The sequence below is a fragment of the Alteromonas sp. MTD1 genome, from assembly GCF_042848195.1.
Lineage (GTDB): Bacteria > Pseudomonadota > Gammaproteobacteria > Enterobacterales > Alteromonadaceae > Alteromonas.
On the sequence record NZ_BTGG01000003.1, the window covers coordinates 230,252 to 244,982 of the forward strand.

Genomic DNA, 14,731 nt, shown 5'->3' on the forward strand with positions numbered 1-14,731 from the left:
TCCAGTGCTATGGAAGAAGTTAATAGATAGGACGAAAAAATGACTGATACCGTTTTGGTAGTAGACGATGATTTAGGTATCCAAAAACAATTAAAATGGAGCCTAACCGATTACAACGTTGTGTTTGCAGACGATCACACTTCAGCCATTGCTCAATTGCGTCGATTCGAGCCCAAGGTAGTTACGCTAGATTTAGGCCTACCGCCAGACCCTGCTAATGCATCTGAAGGCCTTCGTATACTTCACGATATTATCTCACTTGCCCCTCGCACCAAGGTAATTGTAGTAACGGGGAATAACGACAAACAAAATGCCCTTAAGGCAATTGATTTTGGCGCTTATGATTTCTATCAAAAGCCAATAGATTCCGACACCATAAAGCTATTGGTTAACCGTGCATTAAACCTTGCAAAGTTAGAACATGAAAATACGGTACTTGCACGTACACGTCAGGGCATGTCGCGCATAGTAGGTAATAGTGAAGCTATTCAGAAAGTTGTGCGTCGCGCTGAAAAAATTGCTAATACCGACATTAGCACATTGTTACTTGGCGAGAGTGGCACGGGTAAAGAAGTGTTTGCGCGCAGCATTCACGAGCATAGCCCAAGAAAAGACAAGCCATTTGTTGCCATTAACTGTGCGTCTATTCCCGAAAACTTGCTAGAAAGTGAGCTATTTGGTTACGAAAAAGGTGCGTTTACAGGCGCGAATAAAACCACGCTAGGTAAAATTGAAACAGCGCAGGGCGGAACCCTATTCTTAGACGAAATTGGCGATATGCCTATTGGTCTTCAAGCAAAAATGCTGCGCTTCTTACAAGAGCGTGTTATCGAGCGTGTAGGCGGTCGTAATGAGATCCCGGTGGATATTCGCGTTATCTGCGCTACGCACCGTAATCTGCAAAATATGGTTGCCGAAGAGACCTTCCGTGAAGATTTGTATTATCGTGTGGGTGAAATGCCTATTATGATCCCGCCGCTTCGTGACCGCGACCAAGATATCATCTTATTGGCGCGCACGTTCTTGAACATCTATCGAGAAGAATTTAAAGCTAAGGCAAAAAGTTTCTCAGAGTCAGCCGTAAATGCCATGCTAGCGCACAAATGGCCGGGTAACATTCGAGAAATGCAGAACAAGCTGAAGTCTGCAGTAATTATGGCTGAAGGCACAGTTATTCAGCCGGATGATTTAGGGCTTATGCCAGTGGATGCCGCGGATGAACCTGAAACACTTAACCTGCGTGAAGTACGTGAAATTGCTGAAAGTCGCGCAATTCGCAAAGCGTATCTCAAAGCAGAAAAAAATATGTCACGTACTGCTGAATTACTTGGTGTTACGCGCCCTACGCTGTATTCGCTAATCGACAAATATCACATGGAAGATATTAAAAGTTCAGACTAGCGTTAAGCTCATACCTTTAACCACACCTTTACTTACAACCGAGCCCTATCGCCAGTTTTAAAATACAAACTGGCGATGAGGTTCAAAGCGCACGTCATGACCCGTGAATACCACGTCTACACGAACGCTTCTGTCACTTCTTTTCTCGGTAAACAATGTACTGCCGCAGACATTGCAAACATGATGAGTGTCGCCGCAGGCCTCGTTAAGTTTCGCTAGCGCAGATGGTGAAGCGTCTACGAAAAGCTTATCTTTGTCGACATCGATGCTAAACGCCCGATTATCACTGTTGCTAAGGGTCTCGTCATCAGTATCAAACTCATCAATATGGTCAACTTCAAACTGCACAGCGCCACAGCTACAGGTACCTTTATACATACTGCTACTCCTCAGGGGTCTCCGGCCACGTAATACTTGCTATGTTGTTAAACGAGGTCACAATTCTTGAACTTGGAAAGTTAAACTTGTTATCTAATGCTGTTCTGTTTTCGCCTTGCTTATCATACGTTTCGACAACGCCTATCCAGCCATTTCGCCCCGAGAGTTTGGCGGCATAAAGGGCGTAATCGACTACGGCAAATGTGTGTGCCCATACCTCATCAAAGTTTTCACTGCCGTTTGATGAAGGCGGTAACAAGGAAAAACCTACGCTACAGGTTATGGATATAGGGTCATTTAAACCTACATCAAAGGCAGAGGTGGCTACCATTTCTCTGCAACGCTCAGCAAGTTCGGGAAGCTCTTCACGGTTGGATTGACGACAAACCACTAAGAATTCTTCGCCGCCCCAGCGGATAATAAGGTCGGTCTGCCTAAATACATTTTTGAGAATTTGGGCAAAGGCCGACAGTACCTTGTCTCCTGCAATATGACCGTAGTCGTCGTTGATGCGTTTGAAATGATCGATATCGACAAGTAGGCACAGTAAATCTGTTTTTTCTGAACTGGTGTTACTTTGTTGCTTGGCGGCGAACTGGCTTCTTTTTACTTCACCAGGTAGCTGAGATTCTAGGTAATGACGATTATAAAGCCCCGTTAACGGGTCGCGAAGACTAACTTCTTCCAGTGTTTTATAAGCTTGTTCAAGCTCGCTATTTTTCTCTTGTAGGCTAAGGGTCTGCTGCCTTACTTCTCGACGCAGAAGTATGGTTTGCTCGCGCTGCTTGTAGCGGCTCCACACCAAAAATAACAGCAGTAAGCTAGCAAGTGAAATGCTCCAAAATAGAGTGGTTTGAAGGCGTTGACGTTCAGCCTGTGCCAAAGCGAGCTGTTTAGATTCTTGAAGTTTCTCCAAGGTTCTAGACTGGCGTACCAATTCTATTTCAGCTTGAAGGCCTTCGATGGCGTTTTTGTTTTGAGAGTCGAGCATCGCTTCGCGAAGCTGTTGAATTACCGACTGGATGTCTAACGCTTTTTTAAATTCACCTAACGACACATAGGCACTTAATTGTACTGACAAAAAGCTTAACTGTTCACGCAGCTGCCTGTTTTTTCGGGCATCCACTGTACCTATTCGCGCGTGATAAAGCGCTTGTTTGAAGTCTTGTTCTTTTAGGAAGGCTTCAGCCAACGCAAGACGACTTTCTCTCACTAACTTAGCTTGACCTGAAGAATTGGCAAAGCTCATTGCCTCTTGCAGTAGCGCTCTACCTTTAACAATGTCACCATTTTCAACAAGTGCTTTGCCCATTAATAAACGAGCTTGAGCAATAGCACTGTCATCATTAGCTGCAAGCAAAAGTTCTAAACCGCCAGAAATCGACTTCATTGCCAGATCATTGGAACCGCTTTTTAATTGAAGGGCACCAATGCGAGTTTTAATAATGCCTAAAAGGCGTTTATCGTTTAGTGGGTCTACAGCATTAAACGCGTCTTGGTAGTAGGTCTGTGCTAGCGTAGTTTGGTTAAGTAGGGAATAAATATCCCCAATTCTTAAAAGACAATTGCTCGTTTGGTTGATGTCATTGATATCTCTGAAGTAGTTAAGCGCTTCTTTAAGTGGTTCAAGCGCTATTTCTATTTCATCTTGAGCTTGGTGTAATATACCTAGTTCAAGCTGCAGCTTAGCTTTTAGCTCTCGGTTTCGCTCTATTTGCGCAATAGACATGGCACGTCTTACAAAGGAAAATGCAGAGGTATAGTGTGTTAGCTGGCGCTCGGCAATACCCAAATGCAGTAGTGCAGATGCCATACTCTGTAGATCGCCCTCTTGTGTGTAGCGCTCTAGGGCAGCATTAAATAGGGCTTTAGATGCTTCAAAACGAGATGCATTCTGTAAGCGAACACCCAAGTTGAAAAACAGATCGGCAGACACATCGTTTTTTTGAAGCGCTTGTTCAAGTAGCAGTAGTGCTTTGCTCTCAGCAGTGTCGTACTGCTTAGTGGCAAGCAAGTGGTTTATGTCGTCAATTGGTGTATTGCCAACGTCTTGAGCACGCGCCACTGGAGCGCATACTAGCAAGCAATAAACCAGCACACACCCTAGCATCTTCAACGTATGCACTCCCTTAGACCCCATCAAATCCATATCTCCATATAGTGACTTATGTAAAGCATACCTGCGGCAAAGTGTTAAACACTTTGACCTTGATCATAATGATACGTTTTCGTAATTGAAGAATAAAACGTTGAAAGCGCGTATTTAGTTTTATACGTGGGTTTATAAATTGATTAGGAAGTTCCGTCTTCCTATGTCTGCCTAGGCAATCAGGGCTATTCAGTCCTGATTTAGTAATGCGGTGTGGTCTTGTATCCACTCTCGAATAAGCGCCGATTTAGCCTTGCTGGTTTGTGCTGAGAGAACGGAGAGTTTCTCTATGCACTCTGGTGTTAGCGTAAATGTTGCGTGGCGCATACCCTGTGTGCGCTGAGGCTTTTTAATTGGCACCACTTTGTCTATCGATGAAGTTGTGCCGTGACGCGTTTTTTCTAAATTAATGTTTGGATTATTAGCGTTCGTTTTGTGCGAGCCTTTACTTTTGCCTTGTGCATAAAGTAGAGCATCATCAATAAACGCTTCTACCGAGCGAAGCGACGGTCTAGCTGACGGCTTCGACTTTTTGAGGTTGAGTAAACTCATAAGCGTCCTCCACTTTGCCCGCTAACAGCTCTTCAAATAGCGTACGAATTTCGTGTGCCGCCTTGCCCTCTGGCTCGCTTTCAATAACCGATTTACCTGATTCTTCCGAATCGTCGTACATGTTTCGGCTAAATGTCACTGAATTTAAAACGGGAATACCAAATGAACGGCATACCTCTTTGGCTTCTAGAATTCGGCTGGCCAAACTTGGCAATGATGGGCATTGCGTAATGACAAATGCAGCATTCATTTTAGGGTTTACCATTTTGCAGGTAGACAAAATGTCTTCCATGTGAGGAACCGTTTTTAGATCGCGACGTTTTGGGCGCAAAGGAATAAGAATATGGTCGGCTACTGCCATTGAAGAGCGAAGCGCTAGGTTGTCTTGTCCACCACAATCAATAACAACATAGTCGTAGTATTGGCGAAGGCTAAGTAGTTCGTTGCGTATTTTGCCGTATAACTGAACGCAGTTTATTTCCGCTAGCCGAGGGTTTGCTTTACGCTCTTGGATCCAGTCAGATGTCGTTCGCTGAGGATCACAATCAACCATTAATACCTTTGCCCCTTTTTCGGTGCGAAGATACACAGCAATATTCTGTGCCAAACAGCTTTTTCCGCTGCCACCTTTCTCACCACCCACTAAAATGATCATGGCGTTAGTCCTCGATTGTTACTATCACAAAGCTATATAAAGCAATAAAAACACCGCAAAAGTGGAAAAATGAAAGCGCCACTGCTGCAGATTACCGCTAATAAGCATAGGCAGCAGACGGTGAAGGTTCAGCATCAAAATTGATATTAACGAATGCTCAGTGATACCTATTGATTTGTTGTCTTACTCAATCTAGTCTCTAATTAATCGCGTATAACACTTGAAATTAACGTTACATAACAGTGCAGAGGTCACTATGTCAGCAAGTCGATTTACGTCCAAAGAAGGGCAAACCGTTCCTAATGTGTCATTCCCGTGTCGTGAGGGTGAAGCGTGGGTAACGAAAACTACGGAAGAAATTTTTTCAGGCCGAAATGTCGTGGTTTTCTCATTGCCAGGTGCGTTTACACCAACCTGTTCATCAACCCATTTGCCACGATACAACGCGTTGGCGAATAAGTTTGCTAAGCACGGTATTGATGAAATTGTTTGCGTGTCGGTTAACGATACATTTGTGATGAACGCATGGGCCGCCGATCAAGAAGCCAGCAATATTACCGTTATTCCAGATGGAAACGGGGAATTTACTGATGGTATGGGAATGCTGGTTGATAAAGCGGAGCTAGGCTTTGGTAAGCGCAGCTGGCGTTACTCAATGCTGGTAAAAGACGGTGTTGTAGAGAAAATGTTTATTGAGCCAGATGTAGAAGGCGACCCCTTCGAAGTGTCTGATGCTGATACCATGCTTGCGTATATCGCGCCTGATGAAGAAGCAAAAGCGCCTGTGTCGCTGATTACTAAACCTGGATGTCCGTTCTGTGCAAAAGCGAAAAAGCTGCTTGAAGAAAAAGAATACGATTATGAAGAAATCGTTCTAGGTAAAGATGCTTCATTAACCAGTTTAACTGCTATTTCTGGCAGAGAAACTGTGCCGCAAGTATTCATTGGCGGCAAGCATATAGGTGGTTCAGACGACCTAGAAGCGTATTTTAGTTAAGCAAAGTAGATGTAATACAAGTACTTTTTAAAGGCGGGAGCATGTTATCATGGTCCCGTTTTTTATTTTGGCGACGCCTACGGAGACTCACGGTGCAATTTAAGTTTGTTGTTATGCTTGTCACGCTGCTTACTTCGCTTGTTCTAATAAACCCTGCATTGGCGATAAGCAGTGATACAAAAGCCTCAAATACAGCATTTAAGGCCTTCTATGAAAAAGAATGGGGCCAAGTTCAACCTTGCCGAGAAACCGCTTTGAATAAATTTGGCGTGTGTAGCAATGTACTTCGTAACGAAGGCAATGCACCGTTTATTTTAAATAATAAAACCAGCGACAAAGTGGCTGTGCTGGCACACGGCCTTAGCGACTCTCCGTTTTTTATGCGCGCAATAGCCGATATTTTGTTTGAGCAAGGTTTTACCGTTGTAGTGCCGCTTCTACCGGGGCACGGAAAGCGTGATGCTGATGATGATATGTCTGATTGGGATTTAGCAGAACGTTGGCAGGCACATGTTGATGAAGTGATTAGTCTTGCTGACAGCATGGGAAATACCCTAATTCTAGGCGGATTCTCGACGGGCGGTGCATTATCGGTAGAGCACTATTTAAGCCAAGTAGACGAGGGCAATAGTGAAAATAACAGCAATAATATAGACGGTTTGATGTTATTTTCAGGTGCGCTTGCTTTATCTGAAAACGCAGAAGGTATGTCGCGTATTTGGGGAATTAAACTACTGGCGCGTATTATCGATGGTACTTATGAAACACACGGGCCAAACCCTTACAAATATCCCAATGTGGCAGGGCTTTCAGGGTTAGAGTTAATGGATTTAATTAACACTATTCGTGATAAGTTCGAAGAAGGAAAGCGCATTGACGTTCCGGTTTTTGCTGCCCATTCTCAGGCCGATGTTACAACGCCAATTAGCGGTATAGAAAACCTTATGCAATACAGCGAAGGCAACAACACCTTTTTTGTTATTGATGAATCGTATGCGCTTTGTCATGCCGATGTAGTGGTAAATCCGCCATTATTAAAAGCGATGAACTTCAACTCCAGCATGGTAAATCAACAGGAAGAGTGTGCAGTACCGCAAGCTAACCCGCTGTTTTCAACTATGGCGATGATGTTACGCGAATATGTGAAACAGTTTTAGTTTGAAAAACAGGGCTGTTGAACGTTATTAAAGATGCCAAAAAGCATTTACTTGAAAATAAAGCGTCTATGGTAAACGTGTTTCAGCCTTCACAACCTTAATTTTGTATGGCTTTCATAGCTTTACTGAATACAGAGTAGGCGTTATGCTACAACAATGAAAAGTGTATTAGTTAACCAATACAGCTGCTCGTTTGATGGCTTTTTAGATAAGAAATTGGGCCAAAAACTGAGTCGGAAATTGGGCCGCAAATCAGAAAAAATGCCAAGTGGTTTTATGGTATGGCTTGTGTGCGCGTTATTGTTGCTAAACCTTTTCCAATCTACGTTTGCAAATGCGGCAATGGCGCATTCTCACCATGCTGAAGCAAATTCTTTCAATCACGATGCGCTGTTAGTTCACCACGATAAAAGCGTAGCGCTTAATACAGCGCAGACCGACGCTACGGATAAAGCCGAAGCCCATTGCCATTCTCAAATGTCAGAAGGTAACAGTACTCCTCCGAATAGGGCAACGAGTGCGGCTGATTATAATTATGAGTATATTGTCGGCGACAGCGATGACCACGGCGATGATCACAAGAAGGGGCACAGCATTGATATTAACAGTGAATGTTGCGGTGAAGACTGTCAATGTCCAACACAACACTGTTTTGGAAGCAGCATTGCACTGCTTCACCCAGATATTTTTACTACCGCGTCACCCCTACGCACTATGGTATTAACAGCCGCTATTGGTGTGCGTATGCACACATCATCTTCTCAATTTCGACCACCAAAAAACGTACTCACAGTCTAAATCTATCTAAAAATCGCTCGATTTAAAGCACACTCGGCATTTTGCTGTGTGAATACTTTAAGTTCGAGCAGAAGTTTGGTTCAAAATCGTTGTGTCATATTGCCCAGATAGCACAGCGTAAAGTGAGTAAGAAAATGACATTTTCATTAACTGCCATTTCAAATATCGGTCGTACGGTTTCGTTTTTCATGATGCTTGTTATGTCGGCCTTTGTAGACGCTTCGACAGTGCTTAAGGAGCAATCAGGTACAATGCGCGCACCTGAACAATTAGCCGCAACTTCTTTGCCAACAGCCGCAGCGCTACCATCAGTCTCAGCGCTGTCACTAGATATGGCTCAGCAACTTGCGCTTGCCAACGACCCTATGTCAGAGGGTTTTCGTTTAAAACAAGAAGCGTTTGAACGAGAGGGAAAGGCGGCAACGTATTGGGATAACCCCCAATTAGCCACCTCAATTCAGAATTTGCCAACTGATGGTTTCAGGTTCAATCAAGAGCCGATGACACAGGTTAAAATAGGCGTAAAACAAGCGCTTCCGAGAGGTAATGTAAATGAATTAAACCAGCAGAAATTTGATGCTATGGGTGTGTCGGTGTCGATGGCAAATAAAGCACGCGCTGCATGGCTTAAAAAGCAAGTTGGTGATGATTGGCTAAATTGGTATTTGGCACATGAGCGCACGTTGCTATTGGGCAAAGAGCGGCAACTGTTAACTCAGCTTCTTGATTTTACCCAGTCGCGATATGGTCAAGCATTTCGCGATGCGCAGCAGCAAGACATCTTGCAAGTACGCCTAGCCTTGTTGTCTTTGGAGGATAAATTTACTGCTGCACTACAGCAACAAGAAGAAGCAAAAGCAAAACTATCACAATGGTTTGGGGCGCCGTTGGCAGGTCATTTATCGCCTGCTAGTGATGTCTCGCTTTCTTCGTTGACTTTTGGGTACGAAACAAGTGCCCAAGCATTGCTACATGAGCTATCTGTGCGTGAACCCTTCACATTATTGCAAGCACACCCAGAAGCTATGCAAATCAAATTAGAGTCAGAAGCAGAAGATGCCTCGTTAAAAATTGCTCGAGAACAAACTAAGCCACAGTGGGCTATTGAGGCGAGCTATGGCTACCGAGATGACGCGCCAGAAGGTATGAGCCGCGCTAACTTTGTCTCGATTGGCGTGCAGGTAGATTTGCCATTTTTAACACAGCCGAAGCAAGACGAGCGTATAGGGGCTGCAGCAGCACGCTTAAACGCTAAAAAGGCAGACTTTCGATTAAAGGTAAATGCACTGGCGGCACAGGCGGAAACCTACAAGCACAGACTTTCATCGTTGTCACAGCGAGAGGCTTTGTACACAAATGGCCTTATTGATGAGGTAGCGCAGTTGGCGCAAAGCCTTCTCACCGCTTATACCGCTGATAACGGGAATTTTACTGACGTTATTAACGCCAATATCCAGCAGATAAGAGTGGAAGAAGAACTACTTCGAATAGAAGTTGAACAAGCGAAAACACGCAATGCGCTAGCGTACTTGTACCTTCCTTCTATTGATGCGCTTAACAAGCAATAGATGGTATGGATGAGGATATAAACATGACAAAACAAGACAAAAAGCAGTTAACCGAAAATGGCGCATCCCAAAGTCGTTCATCTAGCCATCATTCAACTAATCAAATTTCAGCTAGCCAAGCTTTTATTAACCAAGCTTCTGGGACAGAAAGCGGTAAAGTACTCATTTCTGGCAATTTATCTGGCATAGCGTTTGGTATAACTCTTGGCATGCTGATAAGCGCACTTTTATGGTGGCTTTTTGCAGGTTCAACAGGTGCCCTTCATGATTCTGGTGAGCAGAGTGATGCAAAGCAGCCACTGTATTGGGTTGCACCTATGGATGATAGCTACAGGCGAGATAAGCCAGGTAAGTCTCCAATGGGAATGGACTTAGTGCCGGTATACGAGGATAACGCTATGTCCGGTATGCAGCATGGCAACATGATGTCTGCAGGCACCGTGATGATTGCACCAAATGTGCAGCAAAATATGGGGGTAAGAACCCAAAAGGTGCGTGTTGGCTATTTAAATAGCACCATAAGCGTAACGGGTAATGTTGCCTATGACGAAGACACTATTGTGCATATTCATCCACGAGTAGAAGGCTGGATAGACAGTTTGTTTATCAAGTCACAAGGTGATGAGGTGAAGCAAGGCCAAGCGCTATACACGCTTTATTCTCCAGAACTTGTGAGTGCTCAAGAAGAGTTCTTATTGGCCTTAAAGCGTAATGACAAAAAGCTTATTGCGGGGGCGCGTGCGCGCTTAAGCGCTTTAGATTTATCAAATGCGTTTATTGAAACGTTACAGCAAACACAAAAAGTGTCACAGACCGTTACTTTTTATGCTGAACGAAGTGGTGTGGTAGAAGCATTGACCATACGGGAAGGCTTCTTTGTGAAGCCCGGCACTACCATTATGAGTATTGCCAAGCTCGACAGCGTGTGGGTGATTGCCGATGTGCCAGAAACATTTGTTCAGCGCATAAAATTACATGACGGCGTTGAAGTATCTTTAGGCTTTTCGTCCGACCAAAGGTGGCAAAGTCATATTGACTACATTTATCCTTCGCTTGACCCCGTTACGCGCACATTAAAAGTGCGGGTACCTGTTAGTAACGACAGTTCGCTTTTAAAGCCCAATATGTTCGCTAACGTAAAAATTACGCCACGTGAAGACCGCCCATCGTTATTAGTACCCAAAAGCGCCGTTATCCGTACAGCGACAAGTACTCGCGTAGTTGTGACTGATAACACGGGGCATTTTAAGTCGGTAGCTGTGATCTTGGGAGGTAGAGACGAGCGATATTTTGAAGTTACCGATGGACTGCTACCAGACGACATAGTAGTTGTTTCAGCGCAGTTCCTAATCGACTCTGAATCGTCTAAAGATAGCGACCTTATGCGAATGTCTGAACCTGACAATCAAGCAACTACAACGGGTAAAATAGTTGCGTTACCCGAACGCTTGCAGGCTAGTTCCGAGGAAGGTCAGCAAAGCAAAATAACCATCGCCAGAGGGCCTATTGAAAAATGGGGAAGAGGGCCCGCAACCATGGATTTTGTGTTGTCACCTCATATTGATTTGTCATCATTTTCTGTGGGAGACGACATTGTGTTTACGTTTGTTACAGGCGACGACTTTACTGTTGTTCAGTTAAAGCCTGGGAATGAAGTAGACGCTTCAAGCCTCTCACATGACTCGCATGGCCCACATTCTCATAATTCACATTCCCAGACTGGGAATGTGCAAAGGCATGAACATCATCAAGGCGATGATGAAGACAAGAGCATGGAAAATAGGGAGAACATGGAGCACATGAACCATGATTGAGTCAGTTATTCGATGGTCGGTGCAAAACCGTGTATTTGTGCTGCTACTTGCGCTAATGCTAACAATGGGCGGAATATGGTCGGTTAAGCAAACGCCTATTGATGCTATTCCCGACTTGTCTGATGTACAGGTTATTGTAAAGGTAAATTACCCAGGGCAATCACCACAAGTGGTTGAAGACCAAGTCACCTTTCCACTTACTTCTGCACTTATGTCGGTACCTGGCGCACAAACTGTGCGTGGCTATTCGTTTTTTGGCGATGCCTATGTATACGTTATTTTCGACGATAGTACAGATATCTATTGGGCGCGAAGTCGAGTTCTTGAATACTTAAGTCAGGTGGCCCCTGAACTTCCCGAGGGGGTTACTCCACAGCTTGGGCCAGACGCCACAGGCGTTGGCTGGGTATACATTTACGCCCTTGAAAACGGTAATGCGCCTACCGGCAATTCAACAACTAATGCAAAAGCTAATACAAACAGTCCGCTTGATAGTGGCGAGCTGCGGGCACTGCAAGATTGGTTCTTGAAGTACGAGTTACAATCGGTAGAAGGGGTTGCCGAAGTGGCGAGTGTGGGCGGTATGGTTAAGCAATACCAAGTAGTGCTTGACCCTGAAAAACTCAAAATATTCGGCCTTTTGCCTTCGCAAATTGAAACTGCCCTTAAACGAGGTAATCGAGCCACTGGCGCGTCTGTAATTGAAATGGCAGAAGCCGAATACATGGTTACAGCAGAAACTTATATTCAGGGCGTTGAAGACATTGAGAGCTTGCCCACAGGGGTATTAAACAACGGCATAAGTGTGACTATTGGCGATGTGGCTAATGTTGTTGAAAGCCCGCTAATGCGAAGAGGTGTTGCCGAGCTGAACGGTAATGGCGAAACGGTGGGCGGCATTATTGTTATGCGATATGGCGAAAATGCAAAAGCGACCATTGATGCAGTAAAAGCTAAATTAGCGTCATTACAATCAAGTTTACCCGATGGCGTAACTATTGTGCCCGTTTACGATCGCTCTACGCTAATAAACAACGCCGTAGATACATTGTTTGAAAAGCTGGTTGAAGAGCTACTTGTGGTTGGTGCGGTATGCCTGCTTTTTTTGTTTCACGTGCGCTCTTCGCTGGTGGCAATGATTAGCCTACCGGTGGGTATTTTGGCTGCTTTTATTGTAATGAAGCTTCAGGGGCTTAATGCGAACATTATGTCGCTTGGCGGTATCGCAATTGCCATCGGTGCAATGGTAGATGGCGCTATTGTGGTAGTGGAGAATCTGCATAAGCATTTGCACATAAATGAAAAGCAAACGCAGAGACATTCGATTTTCTCAAGCCAACGATGGAATGCGGTGGTGAAATCGACCGCGGAAGTAGGCCCTGCACTCTTTTTCTCATTGTTGATAATCACAGTTTCGTTCATTCCGGTGTTTACCCTTGAAGCACAGGAGGGCAGGCTTTTTGCGCCTTTGGCATATACGAAAACTTACGCTATGGCGGCAGCCGCAGCTCTTTCAATAACGCTGGTGCCGGTGTTGGCAGGGTACTTTGTTAGGGGGGCGATTCGCTCGGAAAAACAAAACCCCATTAACAAAGGGCTTAATGCCATTTATACCCCGCTATTAACCAAAGTGCTGCATTACCCTAAAACCACGCTAAGTGCGGCTTTTGTACTTTTATTGTCTATGTTGTGGCCCGCTAGCCAATTGGGTAGCGAGTTCATGCCAGAGCTGGACGAGGGCGACCTTATGTACATGCCAACGACTTATCCCAGCATTTCTATTGGTAAGGCGCGAGAACTCCTTCAACAAACCGACAAATTAATCGCTACGTTGCCGGAAGTGCAAAATGTATTTGGCAAAGTTGGTCGAGCAGAAACCGCAACCGATCCCGCACCATTAACAATGATTGAAACCTTCATTCAGCTTAAACCTAAGTCGCAATGGCGAGAAGGAATGACAACCGAAAATCTGAAAGAAGAACTGAATAATTTGGTGAAATTTCCCGGTGTAACAAACGCATGGGTGATGCCAATTAAAACCCGTATTGACATGTTAGCTACAGGCATTAAAACGCCGGTAGGCATCAAAATTGCGGGTCCTGATCTTAGCCGTATTGAAGCCATTGGCAAAGATATAGAGGTACTGCTAGCGAAAGTTGAAAATACTGCGTCGGTGTACGCTGAGCGTGTAGTGGGTGGTCGCTATATTAATATAGACGTGAATCGCGAAAAGGTTATGCAGTACGGGCTAGATGTAGATGCTGTTCATAGCATTATAGGTACATCGGTTGGTGGAAAAGCGGTAACGCAGTCCGTTGAGGGGCGTGAGCGTTTCCCTGTGAGCATGCGTTTTCCTGAACAGTATCGGAACTCACCAGAGGCTTTGGCTGCATTACCCATTGTTACGCCCAGTGGTGCTTATATAACGCTATCAGACGTGGCGACTATTCGCATAGAGCAGGGCCCCGCAGGTATTAAAAGCGAGAATGCGCGCTTAAATGGATGGGTTTTTATTGACGTTGAGTCTGATGGCGTTGGCGGTATAGATTTGGGAGGCTACGTTGCTAAGGCGCAAGCATACCTTAACGACAATCTGAATTTACCTTCAGGCTATTCACTTACATGGGCAGGTCAGTTCACCTATCTTAAAAGGGCAAAGGCTAAGCTTTCAGTGGTGATACCCATTACATTGGCCATTATCTGTCTACTGCTTTACATGGCATTTAAACGGCTACGCGATGTTGCCTTAATTCTCGTTACTTTGCCGCTGTCGCTGGTAGGTAGTGCGTGGCTGCTATATGCCATGAACTTTAACTTATCGGTAGCGGTAGGCGTTGGTTTTATCGCGCTGGCAGGAGTTGCCGTTGAAATAGGGGTAATCATGTTGGTGTATTTAAACCAGCATGTGTCAGATAAGTTAAAGGATGAAGAATCGAAAGCCGTAAGTGGTGATGCGAGATCTCAGCGTATCAAAGGGGCTATTGTTGATGCCGCAACTGCTCGATTGCGCCCTGTAATGATGACGTCGTTATCGATAATAATAGGTTTGTTACCTGTGCTTTACGCAACAGGAACGGGCAGCGAAGTGATGCAGAGAATTGCTGCGCCAATGGTAGGCGGAATGGCCAGTGCGCTATTTTTAACGTTATTTGTGCTTCCTGCGGCGTTTTTCTTAATGGTTAGGCGTTCCTCTATAACGAGTTAAAAACAAAAAGCGCGATAGTGAGTAGCCACTATCGCGCTTTTTTCGTCTGTTAGTTTT

General features: G+C 44.8%; 11 protein-coding genes. 7 read left to right on the forward strand and 4 right to left on the reverse strand.

The window, feature by feature from the left end; genetic code table 11:
- Positions 1-39: 39 nt before the first annotated feature.
- On the forward strand, positions 40-1,401 hold the full coding sequence (gene prsR / locus ACGHAV_RS05475) for a PEP-CTERM-box response regulator transcription factor (RefSeq protein WP_334013625.1): 1,362 nt from the start codon (positions 40-42) through the stop codon (positions 1,399-1,401).
- A gap of 57 nt (positions 1,402-1,458) precedes the next feature.
- Here the strand turns inward: prsR and ACGHAV_RS05480 are convergent, their stop codons facing one another.
- The 4 genes from ACGHAV_RS05480 to ACGHAV_RS05495 all read right to left on the reverse strand — a co-directional run bounded on the left by ACGHAV_RS05480 (position 1,459) and on the right by ACGHAV_RS05495 (position 5,135).
- Positions 1,459-1,779, reverse strand: coding sequence for an ADP-ribosylglycohydrolase (locus ACGHAV_RS05480; RefSeq protein ID WP_390377501.1), 321 nt, complete (start codon positions 1,777-1,779; stop codon positions 1,459-1,461).
- 4 nt (positions 1,780-1,783) lie between these two features.
- Positions 1,784-3,919, reverse strand: a complete 2,136-nt coding sequence (locus ACGHAV_RS05485; protein ID WP_390377504.1) for a diguanylate cyclase — start codon at positions 3,917-3,919, stop codon at positions 1,784-1,786.
- A 198-nt stretch (positions 3,920-4,117) separates the two neighbouring features.
- Positions 4,118-4,480, reverse strand: a complete 363-nt coding sequence (locus ACGHAV_RS05490; protein ID WP_390377507.1) for a ribbon-helix-helix domain-containing protein — start codon at positions 4,478-4,480, stop codon at positions 4,118-4,120.
- Positions 4,440-5,135: an AAA family ATPase gene (locus ACGHAV_RS05495; protein WP_334013621.1), complete on the reverse strand. Its 696-nt coding sequence runs from the start codon at positions 5,133-5,135 to the stop codon at positions 4,440-4,442. The genes ACGHAV_RS05490 and ACGHAV_RS05495 overlap by 41 nt, the downstream gene beginning before the upstream one ends.
- Before the next feature lie 256 nt (positions 5,136-5,391).
- Between ACGHAV_RS05495 and ACGHAV_RS05500 the strand changes: the two genes are divergently transcribed.
- The 6 genes from ACGHAV_RS05500 to ACGHAV_RS05525 all read left to right on the forward strand — a co-directional run bounded on the left by ACGHAV_RS05500 (position 5,392) and on the right by ACGHAV_RS05525 (position 14,674).
- Positions 5,392-6,132, forward strand: a complete 741-nt coding sequence (locus ACGHAV_RS05500) for a glutathione peroxidase (protein ID WP_390377510.1) — start codon at positions 5,392-5,394, stop codon at positions 6,130-6,132.
- Positions 6,133-6,245: 113 nt separating this feature from the next.
- The gene (locus ACGHAV_RS05505; protein ID WP_390377818.1) at positions 6,246-7,289 is read left to right on the forward strand and encodes an alpha/beta hydrolase; all 1,044 of its coding nucleotides are present in this window, start codon (positions 6,246-6,248) and stop codon (positions 7,287-7,289) included.
- A 156-nt stretch (positions 7,290-7,445) separates the two neighbouring features.
- A complete protein-coding gene (locus ACGHAV_RS05510; protein WP_390377513.1) occupies positions 7,446-8,087 on the forward strand; it encodes a hypothetical protein in 642 nt (213 codons plus the stop codon).
- Between the two features lie 134 nt (positions 8,088-8,221).
- Positions 8,222-9,655: a TolC family protein gene (locus ACGHAV_RS05515; RefSeq protein WP_390377516.1), complete on the forward strand. Its 1,434-nt coding sequence runs from the start codon at positions 8,222-8,224 to the stop codon at positions 9,653-9,655.
- Between the two features lie 23 nt (positions 9,656-9,678).
- Positions 9,679-11,469 carry an efflux RND transporter periplasmic adaptor subunit gene (locus ACGHAV_RS05520; protein WP_390377519.1) on the forward strand — a complete coding sequence of 597 codons (1,791 nt, stop codon included), beginning with the start codon at positions 9,679-9,681 and terminating at the stop codon, positions 11,467-11,469.
- A complete protein-coding gene (locus tag ACGHAV_RS05525) occupies positions 11,462-14,674 on the forward strand; it encodes an efflux RND transporter permease subunit (protein ID WP_390377522.1) in 3,213 nt (1,070 codons plus the stop codon). Before ACGHAV_RS05520 ends, ACGHAV_RS05525 begins: the two co-directional genes overlap by 8 nt.
- Positions 14,675-14,731 lie beyond the last annotated feature (57 nt).